The sequence below is a fragment of the Mycobacterium sp. ZZG genome, from assembly GCF_054786995.1.
Window position 1 is genome coordinate 162,663 of sequence record NZ_JBTBFV010000002.1, and the last position, 24,723, is coordinate 187,385.

The window sequence follows — 24,723 nt, forward strand, 5'->3', positions numbered from 1 at the left end:
TCAGGTCAGCTCCCAGATCACCGTCACCGAGAACCCGACCGTCTGCTGACCGGGCTCCAGCGGCACGGCGGCCTCCATCGCGCGTGGCGCCTGCATCGGGATCGGCGGGGCGGGCGCCGTGGACTCGGAGATCGAGATGACCTTGCCGAGGTTGAGCCCCGACAGCTGCGCGTACTGGCCGGCCCGGTCCTTGGCGTCCTCGAACGCGCGGGCCCTGGCGTCGCGCACCAGCTGCGAATCGTCCTCGATGGAGTAGCTGATCGAGTTGATCCGGGTGGCATTGCCGCCGGTGTCGACGATGAGGCCGATCGCTTCCGAGGCCAGGTTCAGGTCACGGATCGTCAGGTTGATCGAGTTGGTGGCTCGGTAGGTCGAGATCGAGGTGTTGTCGTTGCCGTACTGCGGCTGCAGGTCCGCCGCCGTGGTGGCGATGTCCCCGCGCTCGATGCCCAGGCTGGTCAGCGCGTCGATCACGGTCTGCTGCAGGTCGTTGGTCTGGCTCATCGCCGAGGTCGCGTCGGGGCCGAGGGTCTCCATCGATGCGTTCACCGTCAAGGTGTCGGGGGTGCCCTGCACCTCGCCGGAGCCGACCACGGTGACCTGGCGGCTGTCGGCCCCCGGCTCCAACGACGTCGAACTCTGCGCGTCGCATGCGGTCAGCCCGGCGGCCGCCAATCCCGTCGCGGCGACCGTGACCAGCATGTTCCTGACTCTGTTCGCGCGCGCTGCGGTAAGCATGGGTCGCACCCTAGCGCGTAGGTCGCGCCGTCAGAGGTAACCACGCGGTCCGGCGATCCCGGACCGGCCGGATCAGCTTCCGACGGTGTTGTCCGTGGTGCGCGGAGCCTCCGCTTCCACCGCTCCCGGACCCTCCGGCGTGTCCTGAGCCGCGGTCTCCCCGGCGGTGACGTCGGGGTCGTCGGCGTGCACCTCTGGGTCCTCCGGCGGTGGTTCGGCATCAGCCGAGTCCTCCTCGAGGGCGGAGGTCTGCTCACCGATCGGCGCGGAGTGTTCGCCGAGAACGTCGGGATCGTCGGCCGCAGCGCCGGCGTCACGGTCCGCCCGCGCCTGCGTGTCGGCCACGCCGGCCTCGGCAGCGGGCTCGGCGAACGAGGTGTCGGCCGGATCGGTCGCTTCCGTCTTTGCCAGATACGGGCGGTCATACGCCTGCTCCACGAGCTCTTTGAGCGGTTCGTTCAGCGCATCGGCCAGCCGGCCCAGCCCGATCAGCCGCAGCGGCGTGAGCAGCGGAAGGTTCTGGGTCGGCACGAACACATACGTGATGTTGTCCTCGGTCCACACCGTGTTCCGCGGATCGTCGATGTCCACGCCGGTGTAGTCGAGGTGCACCGACGACAGGATTCCGGCGCCGATGTTGAGCATCGCGAACAGGTTGAACGGGTTGTCGGGGAAGTCGGCCACCGGATCGTACTGGCGGACGACGTCGACGACGCGGTACCGGGTGTGTGGCAGCGCAGGCTTCGTGCCGCCGTGGGCGCGCATCGGATTCCCGATCAACACGAACGACAGCCGGTCGGCCGGGGGAGCCCAGGATTGGTCGGCGTACTCGGCCAGCCATCGACCGGCCACCACCGCGCCGTGGCTGTAGCCGAACACGACCGTGCCGGTGTCGCTCGCGAGGCGGCCGGCGTCTGTAGGGGAGGAAAGGCGTGTGTTGAGCAGGCTGACGCCGGCTGCGGTCGAAAACGGCAGATACGGCACGGCGTCGCAGCCGCCGGACTGGCACAGCGACCCCTGCAGCGCAAACTCCAGCGGCCACACCGGCCACAGCGGGGTGAGCGTCAGCACCGTGGGGACCGGCGACTCAGCGGCTGCCACAGGTTCGGTGACGGCCGCCGCCGCGGCCGGCGCGGGTGTCATCGGCATGCCCGTCGGAGCCGCCACCGGCGTCACCGCCGCCAGCGCAGCCAACGGCGCGACCGCGTACCTGAGACCGGAACGACCGCGGGATGCCGCGTCGCCGGCCGCCTCACGGTGGTCGTCGTCGCCGACGGACGCGACGAGGTCGGCGAGCACCGCGTCGATCAGCTCGTCCCGGTCGGTGAAGTGCCGGTACAGCACATCGACTCCGCAGCCGGCATGGCGAGCGATGTCCTCCATGCCGGCGTCGGGACCGATGTCGCCCAGGGCGGCACGCGCCGCGGCGATCAGCGCGGTGGGCGACTCGGCCCGGTCACCGGTGGTCCGCTTGAGTCGTTTCACGTGGCGCCTCCGCGGTGTGACCGGATATTGACGCGCGCGGATTACCCGGAAGTGATCCGGCTCACACCTGTTGGCGGGGTTGCTGGCCGAGACCGGCGAGAAATTCCAGCAACACGCGCGACACGTCGTCGGGACGCTCCTCGGGCAGCCAGTGGCCGGCGCCGTCGATCATCACCTCGCGGTAGTCGCCGGCGACCAGTTCCCGGGCGCGGTGGCGTGGTGTGTAGGCCAGCGTCGGGTCCTCGGTACCGCCGACGAACAGTGCCGGAACGTCGATCGTCGTCGCCGCCGGATCGGCGGTCAGTTCCCAGTTCCGATCGAAGCACCGGTACCAGTTCAGCGGCGCGGTGAATCCGCCGCGGGTGAACTCGTCGACGTAGACGTCGAAGTCCGGGTGGCTGATCCAGTCGGGTATCCGCCCGGGGTCTGGGATGCGGTCGAGGAATCCCTGGCCCCCGGTTTCGGCCGTGCCCGTGGCCGACATGGTGAACAGCTTGCGGAACGTCGCGGCGGGATCTCGGGCCAGCTCGGCGTCGGCGGGGCCGGGCTCCTGGAAGTACAGGATGTAGAAGAAGCGATCGCCGAAGATCCGCCGGAACGCCTGGGTGGTCGGCACCTTCGGCCGGGGCACCGGCGGCAGACTGAGCCCGGCGACCGCCGAGAAGCGCTCCGGCCGCAGTAACGGCGCGCCCCACGCCACGACGGCGCCGAAGTCGTGGCCGACGAGTGCCGCCCGTTGGGCACCGACATCGTCGAGCAGTCCCACGACATCGGCGGTGAGCTCGGCGACGGTGTAGGCCGCCACGGCCGATGGCCGATCCGAGCCACCGTAACCACGCTGGTCAGGGGCCAGCACGTGATATCCGGCGTCGGCCAGCGCGCGCACCTGGTGGCGCCAGGTGAACGCCAGCTCGGGGAAGCCGTGTAAGAGCACGACCACCGGCGCGCCGGGGTCCCCGGCCTCAGTCACCCTCAGCGTCACACCGTTGGTCCGCACCTGCCGCGTCCGCATGGCCCCACTTTCGCCCAGATCGTTGCCGGCCTGATCGTCGCTTGCGTGAACGTCGGGAACTGCCGAACGTTGGTCTAGCGGTAGCCTTGACTATTCCAGCTGCACGTATTGGAAGGATTGGCCGGCGAACCGAACGACGGCCGTACACATAATTGATGAACCGGACACCCGAGATGGACCGCAACCCCGGCATGGACCGACTTCCCTCATGAACCGAAAAAACGTGATCCGCACACTCACGGTGATCGCCGTGGTGCTGCTGCTGGGTTGGTCGTTCTTCTATTTCAGCGACGACACCCGCGGGTACAAGCCCGTCGACACGTCCATCGCGATAGCGCAGATCAACGGCGACAACGTCGACAGCGCTCAGATCGACGACCGCGAACAGCAGCTCAGGCTGGAGCTGAAGAACGGTAACGGCGACACCGAGGACAGCAAGCAGATCATCACCAAGTACCCGACCGGGTACGGCGCGACGCTGTTCGAGGCGCTGCAGGACAAGAACGTCAAGACCAACACCGTGGTCAACCAGAGCAGCATCCTCGGCACGCTGCTGATCTACATGCTGCCGTTGCTGCTGCTTGTCGGCCTCTTCGTGATGTTCTCCCGGATGCAGACCGGCGGCCGGATGGGCTTCGGTTTCGGAAAGTCACGGGCCAAGCAGCTGTCCAAGGACATGCCCAAGACCACGTTCGCCGACGTCGCAGGCGTCGACGAGGCGGTCGAGGAGCTCTACGAGATCAAGGACTTCCTGCAGAACCCCAGCCGCTACCAGGCCCTCGGCGCGAAGATCCCGCGCGGCGTGCTGCTCTACGGCCCGCCCGGCACCGGCAAGACGCTGCTCGCACGCGCCGTTGCCGGCGAGGCCGGCGTCCCGTTCTTCACGATCTCCGGCTCGGACTTCGTCGAGATGTTCGTCGGCGTCGGCGCATCCCGCGTGCGCGACCTGTTCGAGCAGGCCAAGCAGAACAGCCCGTGCATCATCTTCGTCGACGAGATCGACGCGGTGGGCCGCCAGCGCGGGGCAGGCCTCGGGGGTGGCCACGACGAACGCGAGCAGACCCTCAACCAGTTGCTCGTCGAGATGGACGGCTTCGGCGACCGGCAGGGCGTCATCCTGATCGCCGCCACCAACCGGCCCGACATCCTCGACCCCGCGCTGCTGCGTCCGGGCCGTTTCGACCGCCAGATCCCGGTGTCCAGCCCCGACCTGGCCGGCCGGCGCGCGGTGCTCAAGGTGCACTCGGCGGGCAAGCCGATCGCCGACGATGCCGACCTCGACGGCTTGGCCAAGCGCACCGTCGGAATGTCCGGCGCCGACCTGGCCAACGTCATCAACGAGGCGGCGCTGCTCACCGCCCGTGAGAACGGCACCATCATCACCGCCCCCGCGCTCGAGGAGGCCGTCGACCGGGTGGTCGGCGGGCCGCGCCGCAAGGGCCGCATCATCAGCGAGCAGGAGAAGAAGATCACCGCCTACCACGAGGGTGGGCACACCCTCGCCGCGTGGGCGATGCCCGACATCGAGCCCATCTACAAGGTCACCATCCTGGCGCGCGGGCGCACCGGCGGCCACGCCGTCGCGGTGCCCGAGGACGACAAGGGGTTGATGACGCGCTCGGAGATGATCGCGCGCCTGGTGTTCGCGATGGGCGGCCGCGCCGCCGAGGAACTGGTCTTCCGCGAGCCGACCACGGGCGCGGTCTCCGACATCGAGCAGGCCACCAAGATCGCGCGTGCGATGGTCACCGAGTACGGCATGAGTTCCAAGCTCGGCGCGGTCCGCTACGGCACCGAGCACGGCGACCCGTTCCTGGGCCGCACGATGGGCACCCAGGCCGACTACAGCCACGAGGTCGCCCAGATCATCGACGACGAGGTCCGCAAGCTCATCGAAGCCGCCCACACCGAGGCGTGGGAGATCCTCACCGAGTACCGCGACGTGCTCGACACTCTTGCCGGCGAACTGCTGGAAAAGGAGACGCTGCACCGCGTCGAGCTGGAGGCGATCTTCGGCGACGTGAAGAAGCGCCCACGCCTGACGATGTTCGACGACTTCGGCGGTCGCGTGCCGTCGGACAAGCCGCCGATCAAGACGCCGGGCGAGCTCGCCATCGAACGCGGCGAACCGTGGCCCAAGCCGGTCCCCGAGCCCGCGTTCAAGGCCGCGATCGCGCAGGCGTCCAAGGCTGCCGCCGAGCGCGTGCACAATAACGGAGGCAATGGAGCTCAGGCTTCCCATGCCGCCAACGGGGCGCCCGGCGGTCCTACCCAGCCCGATTACGGCGCTCCGGCCGGCTGGCACGCCCCCGGCTGGCCGCCCCGGCCCGGCGCGCCCGGGCAGCAGCAGCCGCAGGGCTACTGGTACCCGCCCCCGGCGCAGCCGGGGTGGCAGGGCGGACCGCCGCCCGCTCCGACGTATCCGGGGTATCCCCCGTATCAGCCGTACCCGCAGCCCGGGCAGCATTCTCCGCATGGCGGTGCACCCGCACCGACTCCGAAGGAGGATCCCGGCCACGACAGCGGCGGGGAGAACGGGCGGAGCGCTCCGCCTTCGAACGGCTGACACGGAACGGAGATCTCGATGACGCGGTCGTCCAACAATTCGGCGACGATCACCACCCCCGGTTTCGATCAGGCGCGCGCCGAGGCAGCTGTGCGCGAACTGCTCATCGCGATCGGGGAGGACCCGGACCGGGAAGGGCTGCGGGACACCCCGGCCCGGGTGGCCCGGGCATACCAGGAGATCTTCGCGGGCTTGTACGTCGACCCCGATGAGGTCCTCAAGACCATGTTCGACGAGCAGCACGACGAGCTCGTGCTGGTCAAAGACATCCCCATGTACTCGACGTGCGAGCACCATCTGGTGTCGTTCCACGGGGTGGCCCATGTCGGGTACATCCCCGGTGAGGACGGCCGCGTCACCGGCCTGTCGAAGCTGGCCCGCGTTGTGGACCTGTACGCCAAGCGGCCGCAGGTGCAGGAACGCCTTACCGTGCAGATCGCCGACGCGCTGATGCGCCGGCTGGACCCGCGCGGTGTGATCGTCGTGGTGGAGGCAGAGCACCTGTGCATGGCGATGCGCGGCATCCGCAAACCCGGCGCGGTCACCACGACGTCGGCGGTGCGCGGACAGTTCAAGACCGACAAGGCCTCTCGCGCCGAAGCCCTGGAACTGATCTTGCGGAGGTGAGTCCTGCCAGCGATCCGCCCGCCGCACCGCCGGCCGTGCAGGTGATGGGCGTCGTCAACGTCACCGACGACTCGTTCTCCGATGGCGGTCAGTTCCTGGACCGGGAGCGGGCGGTGGCTCACGGGCTGGAACTGGCGCGCCTGGGCGCGGCGATCGTCGATGTCGGCGGTGAGTCGACGCGGCCGGGCGCCACACGCATAGACCAGAAGGTCGAATCTGCGCGGGTGCTTCCCGTGGTCAGAGAGCTTGCCCGGCAAGGCATCACGGTCAGCATCGATACCATGCACGCTGCGGTGGCACGGGCCGCGCTCGAGAACGGCGCGCAGATCGTCAATGACGTGTCCGGCGGTCAGGCCGATCCCGACATGGTCCGGGTTGTCGCCGACGCCGGAGCGCCGTGGGTGTTGATGCATTGGCGTTCCGTGGACAGTGACCGGCCGCACGAGGTGCCGCCGTACCGGGACGTGGTCGTCGAGGTCAGGGACGAGCTGATGGCAGGCGTCGACGCCGCGGTGGCCGCCGGGGTGGACCCGGCGAAGCTGATCATCGACCCGGGTCTGGGTTTCGCCAAGACCGCACAACACAATTGGGCGCTGCTGCGTGCGTTGCCGGAATTCGTCACCACCGGTATCCCGGTGCTGGTCGGTGCCTCACGCAAACGGTTCCTGGGCAGTCTGCTCGCCGGCGCCGACGGAGAACTGCGCCCGCCCGCCGGACGCGAGACCGCCACCGCGGTGATCTCGGCGCTGGCCGCCTGGCATCACGTGTGGGGTGTGCGGGTGCACGATGTCCGCGCGTCGGTCGATGCGCTGGCGGTGGTCAGAGCGTGGCAGGCAGGTGGCGATGGGTGATACCGGGCTGAACCCGACGACTGATCGGATCGAGCTGCGCGGCTTGCGGGTCCGCGGTAACCACGGCGTTTTCGAGCACGAACGCCGCGACGGGCAGGACTTCGTCGTGGACATCACGGTGTGGGTCGACCTGGCAGCGGCGGCCGCCAGTGACGACCTCGCCGAAACCCTCGATTACGGCGTGCTGGCCCAGCGGGCCGCCGACATCGTCGCCGGACCGGCCCGGCAGCTGATCGAGACCGTGGCTGGGGAGATCGCCGAGGACGTCGTGCGTGACGCCCGGGTGTATGCCGTGGAGGTGGTGGTGCACAAACCGTCGGCCCCGATTCCATTGCAGTTCAACGATGTCGCCGTGGTCGTACGACGCTTCCGGCGCGGTGGGCGGGGCGCCGCCCCGTGACCACGCGCATCGTGCTGTCCATCGGGTCCAACGTCGGGGACCGGTTGGCGCATCTGCAGTCGGTGCTCGACGGGCTCGGCGCCGCCGCCACAGCGGTATCCCCGGTCTACGAGACCGCGGCGTGGGGTGGGGTCGAGCAGGGGCCGTTCCTCAATGCCGTTGTGCTGGCCGAGGATCAGGACCTCGATGCGCACGGCTGGCTTCGGCGCGCCCAGGAGCTGGAGAACGCCGCCGGCCGGATGCGCGAGCAGCACTGGGGACCTCGGACGCTCGACGTCGACCTGGTGCAGTGTCACGGACCGGACGGGGAGGTGACGCTGCGCGACCACGACCTGACCCTGCCGCATCCGTACGCGCATGTGCGCGCTTTCGTCCTGGTGCCGTGGCTTGAGGTGCAACCCGAGGCGACCCTGACCGTGGCGGGCCGCACCGACCCGATCGCGGTGCACCTGGCGGCGGTCGACGCCGCCGAGCGCACCGGTGTGCGCAGGACAGAACTCACGCTGCGGATCGGGGAGGGGAGCTGATGGGGCCGACCCGTAAACGCGACCTGGTGATCGCCGCGGCCGCGGCCGCGATCGCAGGTTACGTACTGGTGCACCTGATCTACCGCTGGTTTCCGCCGATCGACGTGTGGGCCGGGGTGTCTCTGCTCGGTGTCGCGGCGGCGGTCGCCGGCTGGGGGTTCTATGTGCGGGCCCGGATCAGGGACGGTGAGATCGGGGTCGGGCAGGGCCGTCTGCACCCGCTGGCGGTGGCCCGGTCGGTGGTGATCGCGAAGGCCTCGGCGTGGATGGGCAGCGTCGTCTTCGGCTGGTGGCTGGCGGTGGTGGTTTACCTGCTGCCGCGCAGAGGCAGCATGCGGGTCGCCGCCGAGGACACCCCCGGCGCGGTGGTGGCGGGACTGTGCGCGCTGGCCCTGGTCGTCGCGGCGATGTGGTTGCAGCATTGCTGCAAGTCGCCCGAGGACCAGTCGCAGGACGTCGATGCGGCGCCGGGCTGACCTGTTCGCGTACCCGGGCCGAATCGCCGCAGAGGTCGACACGCGAAATGACCTGTGACGGTACAGTCGCCCCATGACCGATCCGACCCGGGGCGCCCGTCTGCGGCGCAGCGGCCGCAGGCCGGGTTGGTTCCTGATGACGGTGTTGCTGGTGCTGGCGATCGGTGCCAGTTCAGCGCTGGTTTTCACCAACCGGGTCGAATTGCTAAAGCTCGCCGTCATTCTCGCGTTGTGGGCGGCCGTGGTCGCCGCATTCGTCTCGGTCATCTACCGCAGGCAGAGCGACGCCGACCAGGCCAAGGTGCGCGACCTCAAGCTGGTGTACGACCTGCAACTGGACCGCGAGATCTCGGCGCGCCGCGAATACGAGTTGGCCGTCGAATCTCAGCTGCGCCGTGAGCTGGCCTCGGAACTGCAGGCGCAGTCGGCCGACGAGGTGGCGGCACTGCGGGCCGAGTTGGCCGCGCTGCGGGCCAATCTGGAATACCTGTTCGACGCCGACCTGTCCCATCGCCCGGCCCTGGAGACCGAACGCACCGCGGGGCGCGTCAGCAGCAGCCGGATCGACACCGAGGACGAATTCGCGGTCGCCCCGGACCCGTACGCCCCCGAGACCGACGAGAGCCCGATCATCGATGTGCCCGTCGAGCCGCACCCGCCCGAGAGTGAGTGGGCGCAGCCCGGCGAACCCGGTGGCGCGCACCGCCGCTCGGCCGAGCAGACCGGCGGTCGCCGGCACCGCGGGGAGCAGGCCGTAGCACAGCAGCCGCCGTGGGCTCCGCCGCCACCCCCGCCGCCGCCACCCCCGCCGCCACCGCCGGTGCCACCGAGCGCCCCGTCACCGCAGTTCCCGTGGCTGCCTGCGCCCCCGCCGCCGCAGGCGGCCCCGGCCGGTGCCCAGTGGCAGCCCGCACCTGCCGAGGGGCGGTGGGTTCCGGCGGGCCAGCCCGGAAGCAACTGGGAACCCTCAGCCGACGGGGACGCGCACGACGAGTACGTCGGTAGGCGCCGGGCTCCCGAGCCGGAGGTCGAAACGGAAGAGCCGCCGCGCGGTAAGCACTCCGCGTCCGGTGAGGAGCAGGAGGAGCCTCCCGCTCCGGCAGAGGAGCAGGTCGAGGAGGACGCCGACGGTGGCGCCCACACCGGCGGGCAGTCGGTGGCCGAGCTGCTGGCCCGGCTGCAGGCGACGCCGTCGGGTGGTGGGCGGCGAAGGCGCCGGGAGGATTGAGTAGGCTCGTGGCGACCGTCCGGTACCCGCGCCGCGGGACCGGAACGAAGCCATGAGAATCTGCGAGGTCGACTGCGATGGTGCAGCCCCCCGCCGGCGGTGACATCCCGCACGACGGACTCCGCCCTGCCCGGCTCACGATCGGGATCATCTCCGCCGGCCGGGTCGGCACCGCCCTCGGCGTCGCACTGGAACGCGCCGAACACGTCGTCGTCGGCTGCAGCGCAGTATCGGCGGCCTCCCGCGCCCGCGCGCAGCGCTGGTTGCCGGACACTGCCGTGCTGGCCGTCGACGACGTCGCCGCGCGCGCCGAACTGTTGCTGCTGGCCGTGCCCGACGCCGAGCTGCGCGCGCTGGTGAACGGCCTGGCCGCCACCGGTGCGGTGCGCCCGAACACCATCGTCGCGCACACCTCGGGCGCCAACGGCATCGGAATTCTGGCCCCGCTGGCCGAGCAGGGCTGCATCACGCTGGCGATCCATCCGGCGATGACGTTCGCCGGAACCGACGAGGACGTCGACCGGCTCCGCGGCACCTGCTTCGGGGTGACCGCCGGCGACGAGATCGGCTACGCCATCGCACAGTCGCTGGTGCTGGAGATCGGCGGCGAACCGTTCCGGGTCCGCGAGGACGCCAGGACGCTGTATCACGCGGCGCTGGCACACGCCGGCAACCACGTCGTCACCGTGCTGCTCGACGCGGTCGACGCGCTGCGCTCGGCACTGTGGGGCCAGGAGCTGCTCGGCCAGGAGCCCGTCGACGACACCCCGGGCGGGCTGCCCGAACGGATCATCGGCCCGTTGGCGCGGGCGGCGCTGGACAACGCGCTCCAGCGCGGGCAGGCCGCGCTGACGGGTCCGGTCGCGCGCGGGGACGCGGCGGCGGTCGCCGGCCACCTGCAGGCGTTCGGCGAGGTGAACCCCGATCTGGCGCAGGCGTATCGGACGAACTCGTGGCGCACGGCCCAGCGTGCGCACGCCCCGAAGGAAGTCTTCGACGTGCTGGCGGAAGCAGGACAGTCATGATCAGGCGGGATGCCCCGAAATTCACCGGCGGACAGCTGAATGTGTACCGCGGGCCGAAGGACGTCGCCGGTGTGACGAGGGCGCTGCGGGCCACCGGGCGGCGGATCGTGCTGGTGCCGACGATGGGTGCGCTGCACGACGGTCACCTGGCGCTGGTCCGCGCCGCCAAGCGGGTACCCGGTGCGGCGGTCGTGGTGTCGATCTTCGTCAACCCACTGCAGTTCGCCGCGAACGAGGACCTGGGCGCCTATCCGCGCACCCTCGACGACGATATGGACGCGCTGCGCGCCGAGGGCGTCGACATCGCGTTCACCCCGACCGCCGAGGACATGTACCCGAACGGCATGCGCACCACGGTGCACCCCGGGCCCCTCGGCGCTGAGCTCGAAGGTGCCTCGCGCCCAACGCATTTCGCCGGGGTTCTGACGGTGGTGCTGAAGCTGTTCAACACCGTGCGCCCGGACCGGGCCTACTTCGGCGAGAAGGACTTCCAGCAGCTCGCGCTGATCAAGCAGATGGTGACCGACCTCGATCTCGACATCGAGATCCAGGGCGTGCCGATCGTGCGGGAAGCCGACGGTCTGGCGATGTCGTCGCGCAACCGCTACCTCGACGAGGTCCAGCGCGAGCAGGCCGGGGCGCTGTCCGCGGCGCTGCTGGCCGGGATGTACGCCGCGTCCACCGGGGTGGGCGCGGCACTGGACGCCGCCCGGGCGGTGCTCGACGAGGTGCCTGCGCTGGAACTGGACTATCTGGAGGTCCGCGATCCGATGCTGGGGCCGGCCCCCGCCGAGGGCGCGGCACGCATGCTGATCGCCGCCCGCCTGGGCCGCACCCGGCTGTTGGACAACATCGCCGTGGACATCGGGGCGAGCGCGGGTCTCGACGGCCATCCGCGCACCGCCGGCGAGAACCACGAACTTCCCTGGAGGAACTGATGTTACGGACGATGCTCAAGTCCAAGATCCATCGCGCCACCGTCACCCAGGCGAACCTGCACTACGTCGGCTCGGTGACGGTCGACGCCGACCTGATGGAAGCCGCCGACCTGCTCGAAGGCGAGCAGGTCACGATCGTCGACATCGAGAACGGCGCCCGGCTGGTCACCTATGTCATCACCGGCGAGCGTGGGAGCGGCGTGATCGGAATCAACGGCGCCGCAGCGCATCTGGTGCATCCCGGCGATCTGGTGATCCTGATCGCGTACGCGACGATGGACGACGCCGAGGCCAGGTCCTACCGGCCTCGGGTGGTTTTCGTCGACGCGCAGAACCGGCCGGTCGACCTCGGCGCGGACCCGGCCTTCGTCCCGCCGGGCGCCACCGAGCTGGTGTCGCCGAGGTGATGTCGTGCTGCTAGCCATCGACGTCCGCAACACCCACACGGTGGTCGGGCTGATCGCGGGGTCCGGGGACCATGCGAAGGTCGCGCAGCACTGGCGGATCCGCACCGAACCCGAGGTGACGGCCGACGAACTCGCGTTGACGATCGACGGCCTGATCGGTGACGACGCCGAAGTGCTCACCGGCGCGGTCGGATTGTCGACCGTGCCCTCGGTGCTGCACGAGGTGCGGGTGATGCTCGACCAGTACTGGCCGGCGGTCCCACACGTGCTGATCGAGCCGGGCGTGCGCACCGGTATCCCGCTGCTGGTCGACAACCCCAAAGAGGTCGGGGCCGACCGGATCGTGAATTGCCTTGCCGCGTACCAGAAATTCGGCACCGCGGCGATCGTCGTCGACTTCGGCTCGTCGATCTGCGTCGATGTGGTCTCGGCCAAGGGGGAGTTCCTCGGCGGCGCGATCGCCCCCGGCGTGCAGGTGTCTTCGGACGCGGCGGCCGCCCGGTCGGCGGCGTTGCGGCGTGTCGAGCTCACCAGGCCGCGCTCGGTGGTCGGCAAGAACACCGTCGAGTGCATGCAGGCGGGCGCGGTGTTCGGTTTCGCCGGGCTGGTGGACGGCCTGGTGAACCGGGTGCGAGAGGACGTCGACGGTTTCGCCGGCGACGACGTCAACGTGATCGCGACCGGCCACTCCGCGCCGCTGATGCTGGCCGACCTGCACACCGTGGCGCACTACGACCCGCACCTCACGCTCGACGGACTGCGGCTGGTTTACGAACGCAACCGGGACAACCAGCGGGGGAAGGTCAAGCGCTAGAAGAACGTCCGGATCAGATCGACGACGCGGTCCTGCGCGTCGAGCACCGGAAGCAGCCGCCATTTGTCGAAGACGGTGCACGGATGGGAGATTCCGAACCGCAGCCAACGGCCGACCTCCGCGTCCTCGCCGGCGCCGAGCCGCAGGTAGGCGTGCTGGTCGTTGAGCTTGGTCACCGTCGCGGCCGGAAGCTCCAGCGCGACGGGCAGGCCTTGGTCGAAGGACACGTCGCGCCGGCCCATGGTCAGAATCGCCAGGTCGGGTTCCGGCCGGGACACCACCTGGGCGTACACCTCCAACGCCGGTCGCAGGCCGGTGGCCCCGTCCCGGGTCAGCGGTGAGGTCCGCGCGTAGAGCCCGTGGTCGTGCGTTACGTAACAGCCGCTGCGCAGTACGGTGCGCGCCCGCAGACCCGACGGCCAGCCGGTCAGCGCGTCGGCGACGACGTCGAAGTATGTGCTGCCCCCGGCGGTGACGAGCACGTCGTCGGTCTCGAACAGCGGGGCAAGCGCAATGGCGGCCGTACGCAGGTCCTGCAGGTGGGCTGCGGCGGCGGCCACCGCGTCGTCGGTCAGCGCCTGTGCCACCGCAGCCTCGTACCCGGCGACCCCGACCAGGCGCAGCCGCGGGGACGCGGCCGCGGCGCGGGCGACCTCGTCGGCGATCGCCGGGGCCCGGCACCCGGTCCGGCCGCCGGGCATGCCGATGTCGATGCACACGTCGACCGGCCGCCCGGTGCCGGTGAGGGCGCGCGTCATCAGCTCCACCCCGCGCACCGAGTCCACCCAGCACACGAAGCCCAGCCCGGGATCGCGGTCCAGCTCTGCGGCCACCCAGCGCAGCCCTGCCTCGTCCACCAGCTCGTTGGCCAGCAGCAGATTCGTCACGCCGAACGCGCGGTAGACCGCGGCCTGGCCGACGGTGGCGACGGTGATTCCGTACGCGCCCGCAGCCAGCTGACGGGCGGCCAGCTGTGGCGACATGTGCGTCTTGCCGTGCGGGGCGAGCTGAACCCCCCGGTCGCGGCACCAGCCGGCCATCGCGTCGATGTTGTGCTGCAACGCCTCGGCGCGAAGCACACAGACGGGACCGCTGAGGCCCGAGTCGAACAGTCCCGGGCGCTGCGCGACGATCTGTGCGGGCGTGCGTCCCCACCACTGCGGCGGGACGCCCTTGAAGCTCCAGTCCAGCGGCTGGTCGAGCAGGGGGCGTACGCCCGCGGCGTAGCCTGCCTCGTCGATCGGCGCGTTGGCGGGCACGGTCATCTGTTCATTTAAGCTGGCTCGTCGTGACGTCCCCCGATTCTGTTGACGACATCCCCGAGCAGTTCCGCATCCGGCAGGGCAAGCGTGAACGGCTGCTGAGCGAGGGGCGCGACCCGTACCCGGTCAAGGTCGACCGCACCCACACCCTTGCCGATCTGCGTGCGGCGTATCCGGACCTCGCCGCCGACACCAAGACCGGTGAGAAGGTCGGCGTCGCCGGCCGCGTCATCTTCGCCCGCAACTCGGGCAAGCTCTGCTTCGCCACCCTGCAGGAGGGGGAGGGCACCCAGCTGCAGGCGATGATCAGCCTCGATCAGGTCGGTCAGGAATCGCTGGACGCGTGGAAGGCCGACGTCGACCTCGGTGACATCGTGTTCGTTCACGGCGAAGTGATCAGCTCGCGGCGGGGCGAACTGTCTGTGCTCGCCGACTCTTGGCAAATCGCCTCCAAGGCGCTGCGGCCGCTCCCGGTCGCGCACAAGGAGATGAGCGAAGAGTCCCGGGTGCGGCAGCGCTACGTCGACCTGATCGTGCGGCCGGAGGCGCGCGCGATCGCCCGGCAGCGGGTGGCGGTGGTGCGGGCCGTGCGGTCGGCGCTCGAGCGGCGCGGGTTCCTGGAAGTGGAGACCCCCATGCTGCAGACACTGGCCGGCGGCGCTGCCGCCCGTCCTTTTGTGACGCACTCCAATGCGCTCGATGCCGACCTTTACCTACGCATCGCTCCGGAACTGTTTCTGAAGCGCTGTGTGGTGGGTGGATTCGACCGGGTCTTCGAGCTGAATCGAAACTTCAGAAACGAAGGCGCGGATTCCACACATTCGCCGGAATTCGCGATGTTGGAGACATATCAGGCGTACGGGACCTACGACGATTCCGCGATCGTCACGCGTGAACTTATTCAGGAGGTCGCCGACGAAGCGATCGGCACTCGACAGGTGCCATTGGCCGACGGGTCTGTCTACGACCTCGACGGTGAATGGGACACCATTGAAATGTATCCGTCATTGTCCGAAGCGCTGGGTGAAGAGATCACCCCGCAGACCAGTGTGCAGCATCTGTGGCGGATCGCGGACCGTTTGGGCGTGGAGATTGCCCGTGACCGCGGTTATGGGCACGGGAAATTGGTCGAGGAACTGTGGGAATTCACCGTGGGCGACAAGTTGTGGGCGCCTACGTTTGTACGGGACTTCCCGGTCGAGACCACGCCGCTGACGCGCCCGCACCGCAGTGTCGACGGCGTGACGGAGAAATGGGATCTTTATGTTCGTCACTTCGAGTTGGCGACCGGCTACTCGGAGTTGATCGATCCCGTGATTCAGCGCGAACGTTTTGAGGCCCAGGCGCGCGCGGCCGCCGCCGGAGATGACGAGGCAATGGCGCTCGATGAGGATTTCCTGGCCGCCCTTGAGTACGGTATGCCGCCCACCACAGGCACCGGAATGGGCATCGATCGCTTGTTGATGGCGCTGACAGGACTGTCGATTAGGGAGACGGTTTTGTTCCCGATTGTTCGCCGACACGGCAACTGAACTGCCGTGAATCTCACGTTGTTGAATGGCCCGCCCCTTTATGGCAGATTGGTGTCCGAGATGGGGCCATATCCGCCCATCTGAGACGTGAGAAGGGCAGTGGGGTAATGGCTAAGAAAGTCACCGTCACGTTGGTCGACGATTTCGACGGTGAGGGTGCCGCTGACGAGACGGTGGAATTCGGTCTCGACGGTGTCAGTTATGAGATCGATCTCTCTGCCAAGAACGCCGCAAAGCTCCGTAATGAGCTGAAGCAATGGGTCGATGCGGGCCGTCGGGTCGGCGGCCGGCGCCGCGGACGCGCGGTGGGGACCGGACGCGGTCGTGCTGCCATCGATCGGGAACAGAGCGCGGCCATCCGTGAGTGGGCGCGCCGCAACGGGCACAACGTCTCGACCCGCGGCCGGATCCCGGCCGACGTCATCGACGCGTTCCACGCAGCAACGTAACGGCGCATTGCCGGTTCGACAGGAGCCGGTATCGCGTTCGCTGGTGGCGAACCGCCGGCGGCGCGGATCCGGAAACGAATTGCGGCTACCTCGCGTTGGTTCTATCAGCACCGGGTAGTTGCCTTCCGCGGTTCATGTGTCAATCCCTTCGGGGACCGGCAGGCGGGGCACCCGGAGCCGCCGACCATTAGAGTGGACGGCGTAGGTGCAAAGCACTGGAGCGACACCGCCGTCAGGGCGCATCAGTGCAGACCACCTCATATATGCGATGGAGAGCAGGTAACCACGGATGTTCGAAAGATTCACCGACCGTGCGCGTCGGGTTGTCGTCCTGGCTCAAGAAGAGGCCCGGATGCTCAACCACAACTACATCGGCACCGAGCACATCCTGCTGGGCCTCATTCACGAAGGTGAAGGCGTAGCCGCCAAGTCGCTCGAGTCGCTGGGCATCTCCCTGGAGGGCGTGCGCAGCCAGGTCGAAGAGATCATCGGCCAGGGTCAGCAGGCGCCGTCCGGGCACATCCCTTTCACCCCCCGAGCCAAGAAGGTGCTGGAGCTCAGCCTTCGTGAGGCGTTGCAGCTCGGCCACAACTACATCGGCACCGAGCACATCCTGCTCGGTCTCATCCGCGAGGGTGAGGGCGTCGCCGCGCAGGTGCTCGTCAAGCTCGGAGCCGAGCTGACCCGGGTGCGCCAGCAGGTCATCCAGCTGCTGAGCGGCTACCAGGGCAAGGAGACCGCCGAGGCGGGCACCGGAGGCCGGGGCGGCGAGGCGGGCAACCCGTCCACCTCGCTCGTGCTCGACCAGTTCGGCCGCAACCTGACCGCCGCCGCGATGGAGGGCAAGCTCGATCCGGTCATCGGCCGTGAGAAGGAAATCGAGCGGGTCATGCAGGTGCTGAGCCGCCGCACCAAGAACAACCCGGTGCTGATCGGCGAGCCCGGTGTCGGCAAGACCGCCGTCGTGGAGGGCCTGGCCCAGGCGATCGTGCACGGCGACGTGCCCGAGACGCTGAAGGACAAGCAGCTCTACACGCTGGACCTCGGGTCGCTGGTCGCGGGCAGCCGCTACCGGGGTGATTTCGAGGAACGCCTGAAGAAGGTGCTCAAGGAGATCAACACCCGCGGCGACATCATCCTGTTCATCGACGAGCTGCACACGCTCGTCGGCGCGGGTGCCGCCGAGGGCGCGATCGACGCCGCGTCCATCCTCAAGCCGAAGCTGGCCCGCGGTGAGCTGCAGACCATCGGTGCGACCACCCTCGACGAGTACCGCAAGTACATCGAGAAGGACGCCGCGCTGGAGCGCCGCTTCCAGCCCGTCCAGGTCGGCGAGCCGACGGTCGAGCACACGATCGAGATCCTCAAGGGTCTGCGCGACCGCTACGAGGCGCACCACCGGGTGTCCATCACCGACGGTGCGATCGCCGCCGCGGCCACGCTGGCCGACCGCTACATCAACGACCGGTTCCTGCCGGACAAGGCGATCGACCTCATCGACGAGGCCGGCGCCCGGATGCGCATCCGCCGGATGACCGCGCCGCCGGACCTTCGCGAGTTCGACGAGAAGATCGCCGACGCGCGCCGGGAGAAGGAGTCCGCGATCGACGCGCAGGACTTCGAGAAGGCCGCGAGCCTGCGCGACAAGGAGAAGCAGCTGGTCGCGCAGCGCGCTGAGCGTGAGAAGCAGTGGCGCTCAGGTGATCTCGATGTCGTGGCCGAGGTCGACGACGAGCAGATCGCCGAGGTGCTGGGCAACTGGACCGGAATCCCGGTCTTCAAGCTGACCGAGGAGGAGACCACCCGTCTGCTCCGCATGGAAGACGAGCTGCACAAGCGGATCATCGGCCAGGAGGACGCCGTCAAGGCCGTCTCGAAGGCGATCCGCCGTACCCGTGCGGGTCTGAAGGATCCGAAGCGCCCGTCCGGTTCGTTCATCTTCGCCGGCCCGTCCGGTGTCGGTAAGACCGAGCTGTCCAAGGCGCTGGCCAACTTCCTGTTCGGCGACGACGACGCGCTCATCCAGATCGACATGGGCGAGTTCCACGACCGCTTCACCGCGTCGCGGCTGTTCGGTGCCCCTCCGGGGTACGTCGGCTACGAAGAGGGCGGCCAGCTCACCGAGAAGGTGCGCCGCAAGCCGTTCTCGGTCGTGCTGTTCGACGAGATCGAGAAGGCACACCAGGAGATCTACAACAGCCTCCTGCAGGTGCTCGAGGACGGCCGCCTGACCGACGGTCAGGGCCGCACGGTCGACTTCAAGAACACGGTGCTGATCTTCACCTCGAACCTCGGCACCAGCGACATCAGCAAGGCGGTCGGTCTGGGCTTCACCCAGGGTGGCGGCGAGAACAACTACGAGCGGATGAAGCAGAAGGTTCACGACGAACTGAAGAAGCACTTCCGTCCGGAGTTCCTCAACCGTATCGACGACATCATCGTGTTCCACCAGCTGACGCAGGACGAGATCATCAAGATGGTCGACCTGATGATCGGCCGGGTGTCCAAGCAGCTGAAGGCCAAGGACATGGAGATGGTGCTGACCGACAAGGCCAAGGCGCTGCTGGCCAAGCGCGGTTTCGATCCGGTGCTGGGCGCCCGCCCGCTGCGACGGACCATCCAGCGCGAGATCGAGGACGCCCTGTCGGAGAAGATCCTCTTCGAGGAGGTCGGACCCGGTCAGCTCGTCACCGTCGACGTCGAGAACTGGGACGGCGAGGGTCAGGGCGAGGACGCGGTGTTCACGTTCTCCGGCGCCCGCAAGCCGGCCGCCGGTGCGGAACCGGAGCTCTCCGGCGCCGGAGCCGGTGGCGGGGCAGCCGCAGCCGAGTAACAGCGACAACCCAGACGGGGCGGTCACCTTTCCCAATTCTCGAACCGGGGGAGGGTGGCCGCCCCGTCTGGCTTACGATGCTCGAGTAATCGACGGGCACCGGAACCTGGTGGAATTCCAGAACGGTCGCGCCACTGTGACAGTCAGACCCGGATCCGTCGCACATCTGGCAGGGACGCGAAATCCCGGAAAGGAACCACCATGACGTCACCCGAGCTGAGCAGGACCTCCGCAGGCGCCATCGACTTCTCAGGAACCAGGGCCGCGGTGTGGCTCTCGCTGACCGCGTTCTTCGCGCTCGTCGTCCTGTACTTCGTCGGCATGGATCAGGGGGCGACGTCGGTCTTCGGCAGCAACACCTACATCCACGAGTTCGTGCACGACGCCCGCCATCTCCTCGGCTTCCCCTGCCACTAGAGGCTCGGGAGGCATAACCGAACATGGAGAAGCAGATCATCGGGCGCGGCCTCCTGGCCGGCGCCATCGCAGGCATGCTCGCGTTCCTGTTCGCCAGGATCTTCGTCGAGCCGCAGATCGAACGCGCCATCGGATACGAAGAGGGTGTGGGCGCCGCGCATGAGGCGCTCGAGCACGGCGGTCACGGCCACAGCCACGGCGACGGCGGCGGATTCACGCGCGGTGTCCAGATGAACATCGGCATGGGGCTGGGTGTGCTGTTGTTCAGCCTGGCCATCGGCGCGTTGTTCGCCGTCGCGTTCGCGGTGGCCTACGGCCGGGTCGGCGACATCTCGGCGCGATTGCTGTCGCTGTACGTCGCGGGCGGAATGCTGTTGAGCCTCTACGTGGTTCCGTCGCTGAAATATCCGGCGAGCCCGCCGGCACTGAGCCTGGACGAGACGATCCGGCAGCGCACGCTGCTCTACCTGGCCGTCGTCGTGCTGTCGGCCGCTCTGCTGGTCGGCGCGGTGTACCTCGGTAGGCGGTGGGCGGTCAGGCTCGGCGCCTGGAACGCGACGGTCGCCGCCGGGGCTGCGTACCTGGTCGCCATCGCCGTCGTGATGCTGGTGCTGCCGTCGATCGAGGAAACCCCAGGGCCGTTGATCGATGATGCGGGCGTCATTGTGTACGAGGGATTCCCGGCCGATGTGCTCTACGAGTTCCGCCTGTACTCGCTGGGCACCCAGGTGGTCATCTACGCGACGATCGGTCTGGTGTTCGCCGCGATGATCTCGCGAGTGCTCGGGGAGCGTAAGCAGCCCGTCTCGGGGTGACTCGCGGTGAGTGAAGTCGTCCGGCTGACGCTCGTGTCGCACGCGATGACCGACGCGATGTCGGCCGGACGGTTTCCCCGCGACGAGCCGGTGAACCGGCTCGGACGAGACCAGATCGCCCGCGTCGGCCGAATCGACCTTGCCGGGGCGGGGCGGGTGTTCTGCGGTCCCGAGGCGCGGGCCCGGCAGACGGCCGAGCTGCTGGGCCTGGCCCCGGCCGTCGAGCCGTTGCTGGCCGACCTGGACTGCGGCCGGTGGCAGGGGGATGCGCTCAGCGCCGTGGCCCCCGATCAGATGGCGGTCTGGCTCACCGATGCGGCGAGTGCCCCGCACGGCGGCGAATCGGTGGCCGACCTGATCGCCCGGACGGGCCGCTGGCTGGCCGCGGTGACGTCCGAGCCCGGCCGCGTCGTGGCCGTCACCCATCCGGCGGTGGTCCGGGCCGCGATCCTGGCCGCGCTCGACGCACCGGCGAAGTCGTTCTGGCGCGTCGACGTCGCGCCGGTCAGCTGCACGGCCATGCATTTCCGCGGGCACGCGTGGACCCTGCGGACGATGTGAGGCCCGCTGCTCAGTTCGGGATCAGCTCGAAGGTCTGCCGGGCGATCGACATCAGCCACGCCGCAGCTGTCTGGCTGCGGAACTCCGGCCAGTTCGACTGCAGGCTGACCACCCACGGCTGACCGGACGCGTCGACGGCGTACCAGCTGAACGTCAGGTCGCCGGGCAGATTGCCCGCCTTGGCACCGATGTAGGGCCACTCCCGGCGGTCCAGATCGATGCCGGGGACCGCCGACAGGATGTCCTTCACCGGGGCCGCCTCACCCACCGCGCCTTTCTGCAGCGCGGCGTGCAGCCGGCAGATGTCGGCGGCGCTGCCGTACCATTCGGCGCCGATGTCCGACGCGGGCTCGTGAGTGCGCTTCGGGTCCGGTTCGTAGGGGCGGGAATTCGTCTGCTGCAGCAGCTGCGCGCGGCCCTCACGCGAGGCCTGCTTCCACTGCTCGCGCAGATCCGGGGTGCCCCAGCCGACCGAGAAGAGCTCGTGCATCGTCGGGAACGGCGTCATGCTCGCCGGATCGTGATGTCCGGCCGCGACCAGCGCCCGCTCGATGGCTCCGGGTCCGAGCCGTTCGATCAGCAGGTCGGTGGCCATGTTGTCGCTGGCCGAGATCATCTGCTGGGCGGCCTCGCGTACCGAGACCGTGGCGCCGGGGTCAAGGTCGTCGAACGCCGACGAACCGACGGCCTTGGCGTCCTCGGTGATCGTCAGGGTGTCCGTCCACTCCAGGGTGTCCGCCTTGACCGCGTCGGCGACGGCGAGCAGCACGTAGAGCTTGAAGATCGACGCCAGTGGCAGGGACATGTCGGTGTTGGAACCCGCCACTTTGACGCACCGCCCGTCGTCGACCTTGGCCACCTGGTAGGAGTAACGCGCTCCCGCCCCGGTCAGCAGTTCGTCGATGTCGGACCACTCCTCGACGACCGGAGGCACCAATTCGACGTTGAACCGGTCCACCATGCCGGCGTCATCGGTGCGCAGCTCGATCGTCTGGGCGACGCCATAGGACGTGAGCACGTCGAGCTTCGCGTGCCCGGCCCCGACGTCGACGTCGGTCACGGTGAACGGCCTGTCCCACCACATCCGGTCGAGCGTGACGCCGACGTGCTCGACGGCCTGCGGGGCGGCCAGCGTGCGGACGCCGACCTCGCCGATCGGCCAGTCGCTGTTGAGCATGTCCATGGTCTGCTTGGCCCGCAGACCCTGGGGCGTGTTGATCTGGATGGGCGCGCCGTACGCGGCGTCGGCCGGAGCCGGGTGCGTGGCTGCACACCCGCAGGCCAGGGAGGCGACACTGACCAGGGCGACCACCAGCGTGGCCGCTCTGCGTCGGGTCCGGCCTGCCTGCGCCCTGTTAGTCAGTCCCCGCAACGTCGAGCACGACCTCGAACTCCAGCAGTGAGGCACCCTTGGCCACAGGGTTGGCGCGCTCACCGGCGTGCGCCTCGATGGCCGGGCCGGTGGCCCAGGCCTGGAACGCCTCGTCGGACTCCCACTGGGTGACGACGAAGTAGCGGTCCTCGCCCTTGACCGGGCGCAGCAGCTGGAAGCCCAGGAAGCCGGGCTGGTTGTCGACGGCGTGGGCGCGGTGGGCGAACCGCTTCTCCAGCTCTGGGCCGGCGCCCGCCGGGACCTCGATTGCGTTGATCTTCACCACAGGGGTCTTGGTGGACATGGCGTTCAGGCTACCGCGCCCCGTCGGCATGATGGATTGATGGATCTGCTCACCTTCCACGGTGGTCGCGGGCGTCCACTGGTCCTGGTGCACGGCCTGATGGGCCGGGGCAGCACCTGGCCGAGGCAGCTGCCGTGGCTGACGCAGCTGGGCCGGGTGTACACCTACGATGCGCCATGGCACCGGGGCCGGGATGTCGCCGATCCGCATCCGATCTGCACCGAACGGTTCGTGGCCGATCTCGGCGACGCGGTCACGCAACTCGACGAGCCCGCTGTCATGGTGGGGCATTCGATGGGAGCGCTGCACTCGTGGTGTCTGGCGGCCGAGCGTCCGGATCTGGTCGCGGCGCTGGTCGTGGAGGACATGGCGCCGGACTTCCGGGGCCGGACGACGGGCCCGTGGGAACCGTGGGTGCACGCCCTGCCGGTCGAGTTCGGCTCGGCAGATCAGGTGTACGCCGAGTTCGGGCCGGTGGCCGGGCAGTACTTCCTGGAGGCGTTCGACCGGACGGCCACGGGCTGGCGGTTGCACGGCCACCCCGCCAAGTGGATCGAGATCGCCGCGGAGTGGGGGAGACGGGACTATTGGGACCAGTGGCGGGCAGTCGCGGTGCCGGCCCTGCTGATGGAGGCGGAGGCGTCGGTGGCCCCGCCGGGGCAGATGTGCGCGATGGCCGAGATGTCGCCGGCGGCCCGGTTTCTGCATGTGCCCGGCGCCGGGCACCTCATCCACGACGACGCCGCGCGGAAATATCGGGACGCCGTGACGGAGTTTCTAACGACGTTCGCCTGACGCGCTCGGGACAGGCCAACTCGGGTGCTCCTCGAACCTGGTGCGGATCGCGTCGAGGTCGTGCTGTTCCCGGTCGCGGTCGCGGTCGGGGAACAACAGCCCGGCCATCGGTGCTGCCCAGCGGAACTGGTCGAGGTGCACACGGAGGGTGCCGGAGCGGTGGGCGGCCCAACCCAGGACCGCTGCCAGCGCGAACGGAGAAAACAGCATCAGATAGGGCAATGCGATACTCATGGCAGCAATAGTGCGTTCAGGCAATATCCGGCCAATAGTGGCAGAAGTGACATCTGACGATAAGATACTGCCATGACGTTGAAAAGTGTGTCGGCGCTGGTGCTCGACAACCTCGCGGTGTTCGAGTTCGGGGTCATCTGCGAGGTCTTCGGCATCGACCGCTCCGGCGACGGGGTGCCGAACTTCGACTTTAAGGTGTGCGGTCCGGAGCCGGGTAAGCCGCTGCGGACCTCGGTGGGGGCCTCGCTCACCCCTGACCACGGCCTCGACGACCTGCTCGGGGCTGATCTGGTGGCGATACCGGCCATCGGCGGCGCCGATTACCTGCCTGAGGCGCTCGACGCGGTGCGGCGCGCGGCCGACGCGGGGTCGATCATCCTCACCGTGTGCTCGGGGGCATTCGTCGCCGGCGCCGCAGGTCTGCTCGACGGGCGTCCGTGCACCACGCACTGGATGCACGCCGACGAGCTCGCGCAGCTGTATCCGACTGCCCGGGTCGACCGCAACGTGCTGTTCGTCGACGACGGCAACCTCATCACCAGCGCGGGCACCGCCGCCGGCATCGACGCGTGCCTGCACCTGGTGCGCCGCGAGCTCGGCAGCGAGGTCACCAACACCATCGCCCGCCGCATGGTGGTGCCACCCCAGCGCGACGGCGGGCAACGGCAGTACATCGAGCAGCCGATCCCGGTGAAGTGTTCCGAACGGTTCGCCCCCCACTTGGACTGGATCCTGGCCAACCTGGACAAGCCGCACACCGTCACCACGCTCGCGCGGCGGGCCCACATGTCGGGGCGCACGTTCGCGCGCCGCTTCGTCGAGGAGACCGGCCGCACCCCGATGCAATGGGTGACCGACCAGCGGGTGCTCTACGCACGCCGCCTGCTCGAAGAGACCACGCTGGACGTCGACAGCATCGCCGAACGGTCCGGCTTCGGCACCTCGACGCTGTTACGCCACCACTTCCGCCGCATCATCGGGGTGACGCCGTCGGACTACCGCCGGCAGTTCAACTCCGCGGAATCCGAAGCGAAGGTGGCCGTGCTGGCGTAGCG

At 69.0% G+C, this 24,723-nt stretch carries 26 protein-coding genes; 19 read left to right on the forward strand and 7 right to left on the reverse strand.

Annotation, left to right across the window (positions count from 1 at the left end):
- From ACXMYJ_RS02275 to ACXMYJ_RS02285, 3 genes are all read right to left on the reverse strand, one after another.
- The gene (locus ACXMYJ_RS02275; protein WP_443187199.1) at positions 1 to 738 is read right to left on the reverse strand and encodes an SIMPL domain-containing protein; all 738 of its coding nucleotides are present in this window, start codon (positions 736 to 738) and stop codon (positions 1 to 3) included.
- Positions 739 to 810: 72 nt separating this feature from the next.
- The gene (locus ACXMYJ_RS02280) at positions 811 to 2,223 is read right to left on the reverse strand and encodes a PE-PPE domain-containing protein (protein ID WP_460353700.1); all 1,413 of its coding nucleotides are present in this window, start codon (positions 2,221 to 2,223) and stop codon (positions 811 to 813) included.
- A gap of 61 nt (positions 2,224 to 2,284) precedes the next feature.
- Positions 2,285 to 3,235, reverse strand: a complete 951-nt coding sequence (locus ACXMYJ_RS02285; RefSeq protein WP_460353703.1) for an alpha/beta fold hydrolase — start codon at positions 3,233 to 3,235, stop codon at positions 2,285 to 2,287.
- Positions 3,236 to 3,443: 208 nt separating this feature from the next.
- On the opposite strand from ACXMYJ_RS02285, the gene ftsH reads away from it, so the two are divergent.
- From ftsH to ACXMYJ_RS02340, 11 genes are all read left to right on the forward strand, one after another.
- Positions 3,444 to 5,801 (forward strand): ATP-dependent zinc metalloprotease FtsH, encoded by a 2,358-nt coding sequence (ftsH, locus tag ACXMYJ_RS02290; RefSeq protein WP_460353707.1) that lies wholly within the window; start codon positions 3,444 to 3,446, stop codon positions 5,799 to 5,801.
- Positions 5,802 to 5,819: 18 nt separating this feature from the next.
- Complete coding sequence (gene folE, locus ACXMYJ_RS02295; protein ID WP_260755597.1) at positions 5,820 to 6,428, forward strand: GTP cyclohydrolase I FolE; 609 nt, start codon at positions 5,820 to 5,822, stop codon at positions 6,426 to 6,428.
- 44 nt (positions 6,429 to 6,472) lie between these two features.
- Positions 6,473 to 7,279: a dihydropteroate synthase gene (folP, locus tag ACXMYJ_RS02300; RefSeq protein WP_260757832.1), complete on the forward strand. Its 807-nt coding sequence runs from the start codon at positions 6,473 to 6,475 to the stop codon at positions 7,277 to 7,279.
- On the forward strand, positions 7,272 to 7,679 hold the full coding sequence (folB, locus tag ACXMYJ_RS02305) for a dihydroneopterin aldolase (RefSeq protein ID WP_260755596.1): 408 nt from the start codon (positions 7,272 to 7,274) through the stop codon (positions 7,677 to 7,679). Before folP ends, folB begins: the two co-directional genes overlap by 8 nt.
- A complete protein-coding gene (folK, locus tag ACXMYJ_RS02310) occupies positions 7,676 to 8,206 on the forward strand; it encodes a 2-amino-4-hydroxy-6-hydroxymethyldihydropteridine diphosphokinase (protein ID WP_443187195.1) in 531 nt (176 codons plus the stop codon). Before folB ends, folK begins: the two co-directional genes overlap by 4 nt.
- Positions 8,206 to 8,682: a DUF3180 domain-containing protein gene (locus tag ACXMYJ_RS02315; RefSeq protein ID WP_460353711.1), complete on the forward strand. Its 477-nt coding sequence runs from the start codon at positions 8,206 to 8,208 to the stop codon at positions 8,680 to 8,682. Before folK ends, ACXMYJ_RS02315 begins: the two co-directional genes overlap by 1 nt.
- 73 nt (positions 8,683 to 8,755) lie before the next feature.
- Positions 8,756 to 9,910 carry a DUF6779 domain-containing protein gene (locus tag ACXMYJ_RS02320; RefSeq protein ID WP_443187193.1) on the forward strand — a complete coding sequence of 385 codons (1,155 nt, stop codon included), beginning with the start codon at positions 8,756 to 8,758 and terminating at the stop codon, positions 9,908 to 9,910.
- 77 nt (positions 9,911 to 9,987) lie between these two features.
- On the forward strand, positions 9,988 to 10,935 hold the full coding sequence (locus ACXMYJ_RS02325) for a Rossmann-like and DUF2520 domain-containing protein (RefSeq protein ID WP_260755593.1): 948 nt from the start codon (positions 9,988 to 9,990) through the stop codon (positions 10,933 to 10,935).
- Entirely contained in the window at positions 10,932 to 11,873 is a 942-nt protein-coding gene (gene panC, locus ACXMYJ_RS02330; RefSeq protein WP_443187192.1) for a pantoate--beta-alanine ligase, read from the forward strand. The genes ACXMYJ_RS02325 and panC overlap by 4 nt, the downstream gene beginning before the upstream one ends.
- A complete protein-coding gene (gene panD, locus ACXMYJ_RS02335) occupies positions 11,873 to 12,280 on the forward strand; it encodes an aspartate 1-decarboxylase (RefSeq protein WP_260755591.1) in 408 nt (135 codons plus the stop codon). The genes panC and panD overlap by 1 nt, the downstream gene beginning before the upstream one ends.
- A gap of 4 nt (positions 12,281 to 12,284) precedes the next feature.
- Entirely contained in the window at positions 12,285 to 13,094 is an 810-nt protein-coding gene (locus tag ACXMYJ_RS02340) for a type III pantothenate kinase (RefSeq protein WP_260755590.1), read from the forward strand.
- Here the strand turns inward: ACXMYJ_RS02340 and ACXMYJ_RS02345 are convergent.
- The gene (locus ACXMYJ_RS02345; RefSeq protein ID WP_460353716.1) at positions 13,091 to 14,359 is read right to left on the reverse strand and encodes an amino acid deaminase; all 1,269 of its coding nucleotides are present in this window, start codon (positions 14,357 to 14,359) and stop codon (positions 13,091 to 13,093) included. The genes ACXMYJ_RS02340 and ACXMYJ_RS02345 overlap by 4 nt on opposite strands.
- A gap of 23 nt (positions 14,360 to 14,382) precedes the next feature.
- On the opposite strand from ACXMYJ_RS02345, the gene lysS reads away from it, so the two are divergent.
- The 6 genes from lysS (at position 14,383) to ACXMYJ_RS02375 (ending at position 20,963) form a co-directional block, all read left to right on the forward strand.
- Complete coding sequence (gene lysS / locus ACXMYJ_RS02350) at positions 14,383 to 15,888, forward strand: lysine--tRNA ligase (RefSeq protein WP_443187189.1); 1,506 nt, start codon at positions 14,383 to 14,385, stop codon at positions 15,886 to 15,888.
- Between the two features lie 107 nt (positions 15,889 to 15,995).
- Positions 15,996 to 16,337, forward strand: coding sequence for a histone-like nucleoid-structuring protein Lsr2 (lsr2, locus tag ACXMYJ_RS02355; RefSeq protein ID WP_260755587.1), 342 nt, complete (start codon positions 15,996 to 15,998; stop codon positions 16,335 to 16,337).
- 289 nt (positions 16,338 to 16,626) lie between these two features.
- Positions 16,627 to 19,170, forward strand: coding sequence for an ATP-dependent protease ATP-binding subunit ClpC (gene clpC1 / locus ACXMYJ_RS02360; protein WP_443187188.1), 2,544 nt, complete (start codon positions 16,627 to 16,629; stop codon positions 19,168 to 19,170).
- A gap of 201 nt (positions 19,171 to 19,371) precedes the next feature.
- Positions 19,372 to 19,587, forward strand: coding sequence for a CbtB-domain containing protein (locus tag ACXMYJ_RS02365; RefSeq protein WP_260755585.1), 216 nt, complete (start codon positions 19,372 to 19,374; stop codon positions 19,585 to 19,587).
- Between the two features lie 23 nt (positions 19,588 to 19,610).
- On the forward strand, positions 19,611 to 20,402 hold the full coding sequence (locus tag ACXMYJ_RS02370; protein WP_260755584.1) for a CbtA family protein: 792 nt from the start codon (positions 19,611 to 19,613) through the stop codon (positions 20,400 to 20,402).
- Between the two features lie 6 nt (positions 20,403 to 20,408).
- The gene (locus ACXMYJ_RS02375) at positions 20,409 to 20,963 is read left to right on the forward strand and encodes a histidine phosphatase family protein (protein WP_260755583.1); all 555 of its coding nucleotides are present in this window, start codon (positions 20,409 to 20,411) and stop codon (positions 20,961 to 20,963) included.
- A 10-nt stretch (positions 20,964 to 20,973) separates the two neighbouring features.
- On the opposite strand, the gene ACXMYJ_RS02380 is transcribed toward ACXMYJ_RS02375, so the two are convergent.
- Positions 20,974 to 22,335, reverse strand: a complete 1,362-nt coding sequence (locus tag ACXMYJ_RS02380; protein ID WP_260755582.1) for a serine hydrolase — start codon at positions 22,333 to 22,335, stop codon at positions 20,974 to 20,976.
- Positions 22,319 to 22,639, reverse strand: coding sequence for a mycobilin-forming heme oxygenase MhuD (mhuD, locus tag ACXMYJ_RS02385; protein ID WP_260755581.1), 321 nt, complete (start codon positions 22,637 to 22,639; stop codon positions 22,319 to 22,321). The genes ACXMYJ_RS02380 and mhuD overlap by 17 nt, the downstream gene beginning before the upstream one ends.
- 39 nt (positions 22,640 to 22,678) lie before the next feature.
- Here mhuD and ACXMYJ_RS02390 point away from each other — a divergent pair, with 39 nt between their 5' ends.
- On the forward strand, positions 22,679 to 23,434 hold the full coding sequence (locus tag ACXMYJ_RS02390) for an alpha/beta fold hydrolase (protein WP_460353722.1): 756 nt from the start codon (positions 22,679 to 22,681) through the stop codon (positions 23,432 to 23,434).
- Here ACXMYJ_RS02390 and ACXMYJ_RS02395 read toward each other — a convergent pair.
- Positions 23,417 to 23,668, reverse strand: coding sequence for a hypothetical protein (locus ACXMYJ_RS02395; protein ID WP_443187187.1), 252 nt, complete (start codon positions 23,666 to 23,668; stop codon positions 23,417 to 23,419). The two genes, ACXMYJ_RS02390 and ACXMYJ_RS02395, sit on opposite strands and share 18 nt — an antisense overlap.
- A 72-nt stretch (positions 23,669 to 23,740) precedes the next feature.
- Here ACXMYJ_RS02395 and ACXMYJ_RS02400 point away from each other — a divergent pair, with 72 nt between their 5' ends.
- On the forward strand, positions 23,741 to 24,721 hold the full coding sequence (locus tag ACXMYJ_RS02400; RefSeq protein ID WP_260755578.1) for a GlxA family transcriptional regulator: 981 nt from the start codon (positions 23,741 to 23,743) through the stop codon (positions 24,719 to 24,721).
- Positions 24,722 to 24,723 lie beyond the last annotated feature (2 nt).

Coding starts and splice junctions, on each gene's coding strand:
- ACXMYJ_RS02275 (WP_443187199.1), bottom strand. CDS start 738: ATGCTTACCGCAGCGCGCGCGAACAGAGTCAGGAACATGCTGGTCACG.
- ACXMYJ_RS02285 (WP_460353703.1), bottom strand. CDS start 3,235: ATGCGGACGCGGCAGGTGCGGACCAACGGTGTGACGCTGAGGGTGACT.
- ftsH (WP_460353707.1), top strand. CDS start 3,444: ATGAACCGAAAAAACGTGATCCGCACACTCACGGTGATCGCCGTGGTG.
- folE (WP_260755597.1), top strand. CDS start 5,820: ATGACGCGGTCGTCCAACAATTCGGCGACGATCACCACCCCCGGTTTC.
- folP (WP_260757832.1), top strand. CDS start 6,473: ATGGGCGTCGTCAACGTCACCGACGACTCGTTCTCCGATGGCGGTCAG.
- folB (WP_260755596.1), top strand. CDS start 7,272: ATGGGTGATACCGGGCTGAACCCGACGACTGATCGGATCGAGCTGCGC.
- ACXMYJ_RS02315 (WP_460353711.1), top strand. CDS start 8,206: ATGGGGCCGACCCGTAAACGCGACCTGGTGATCGCCGCGGCCGCGGCC.
- ACXMYJ_RS02320 (WP_443187193.1), top strand. CDS start 8,756: ATGACCGATCCGACCCGGGGCGCCCGTCTGCGGCGCAGCGGCCGCAGG.
- ACXMYJ_RS02325 (WP_260755593.1), top strand. CDS start 9,988: ATGGTGCAGCCCCCCGCCGGCGGTGACATCCCGCACGACGGACTCCGC.
- panC (WP_443187192.1), top strand. CDS start 10,932: ATGATCAGGCGGGATGCCCCGAAATTCACCGGCGGACAGCTGAATGTG.
- panD (WP_260755591.1), top strand. CDS start 11,873: ATGTTACGGACGATGCTCAAGTCCAAGATCCATCGCGCCACCGTCACC.
- ACXMYJ_RS02345 (WP_460353716.1), bottom strand. CDS start 14,359: ATGACCGTGCCCGCCAACGCGCCGATCGACGAGGCAGGCTACGCCGCG.
- lsr2 (WP_260755587.1), top strand. CDS start 15,996: ATGGCTAAGAAAGTCACCGTCACGTTGGTCGACGATTTCGACGGTGAG.
- clpC1 (WP_443187188.1), top strand. CDS start 16,627: ATGTTCGAAAGATTCACCGACCGTGCGCGTCGGGTTGTCGTCCTGGCT.
- ACXMYJ_RS02365 (WP_260755585.1), top strand. CDS start 19,372: ATGACGTCACCCGAGCTGAGCAGGACCTCCGCAGGCGCCATCGACTTC.
- ACXMYJ_RS02370 (WP_260755584.1), top strand. CDS start 19,611: ATGGAGAAGCAGATCATCGGGCGCGGCCTCCTGGCCGGCGCCATCGCA.
- mhuD (WP_260755581.1), bottom strand. CDS start 22,639: ATGTCCACCAAGACCCCTGTGGTGAAGATCAACGCAATCGAGGTCCCG.
- ACXMYJ_RS02390 (WP_460353722.1), top strand. CDS start 22,679: ATGGATCTGCTCACCTTCCACGGTGGTCGCGGGCGTCCACTGGTCCTG.
- ACXMYJ_RS02395 (WP_443187187.1), bottom strand. CDS start 23,668: ATGAGTATCGCATTGCCCTATCTGATGCTGTTTTCTCCGTTCGCGCTG.
- ACXMYJ_RS02400 (WP_260755578.1), top strand. CDS start 23,741: ATGACGTTGAAAAGTGTGTCGGCGCTGGTGCTCGACAACCTCGCGGTG.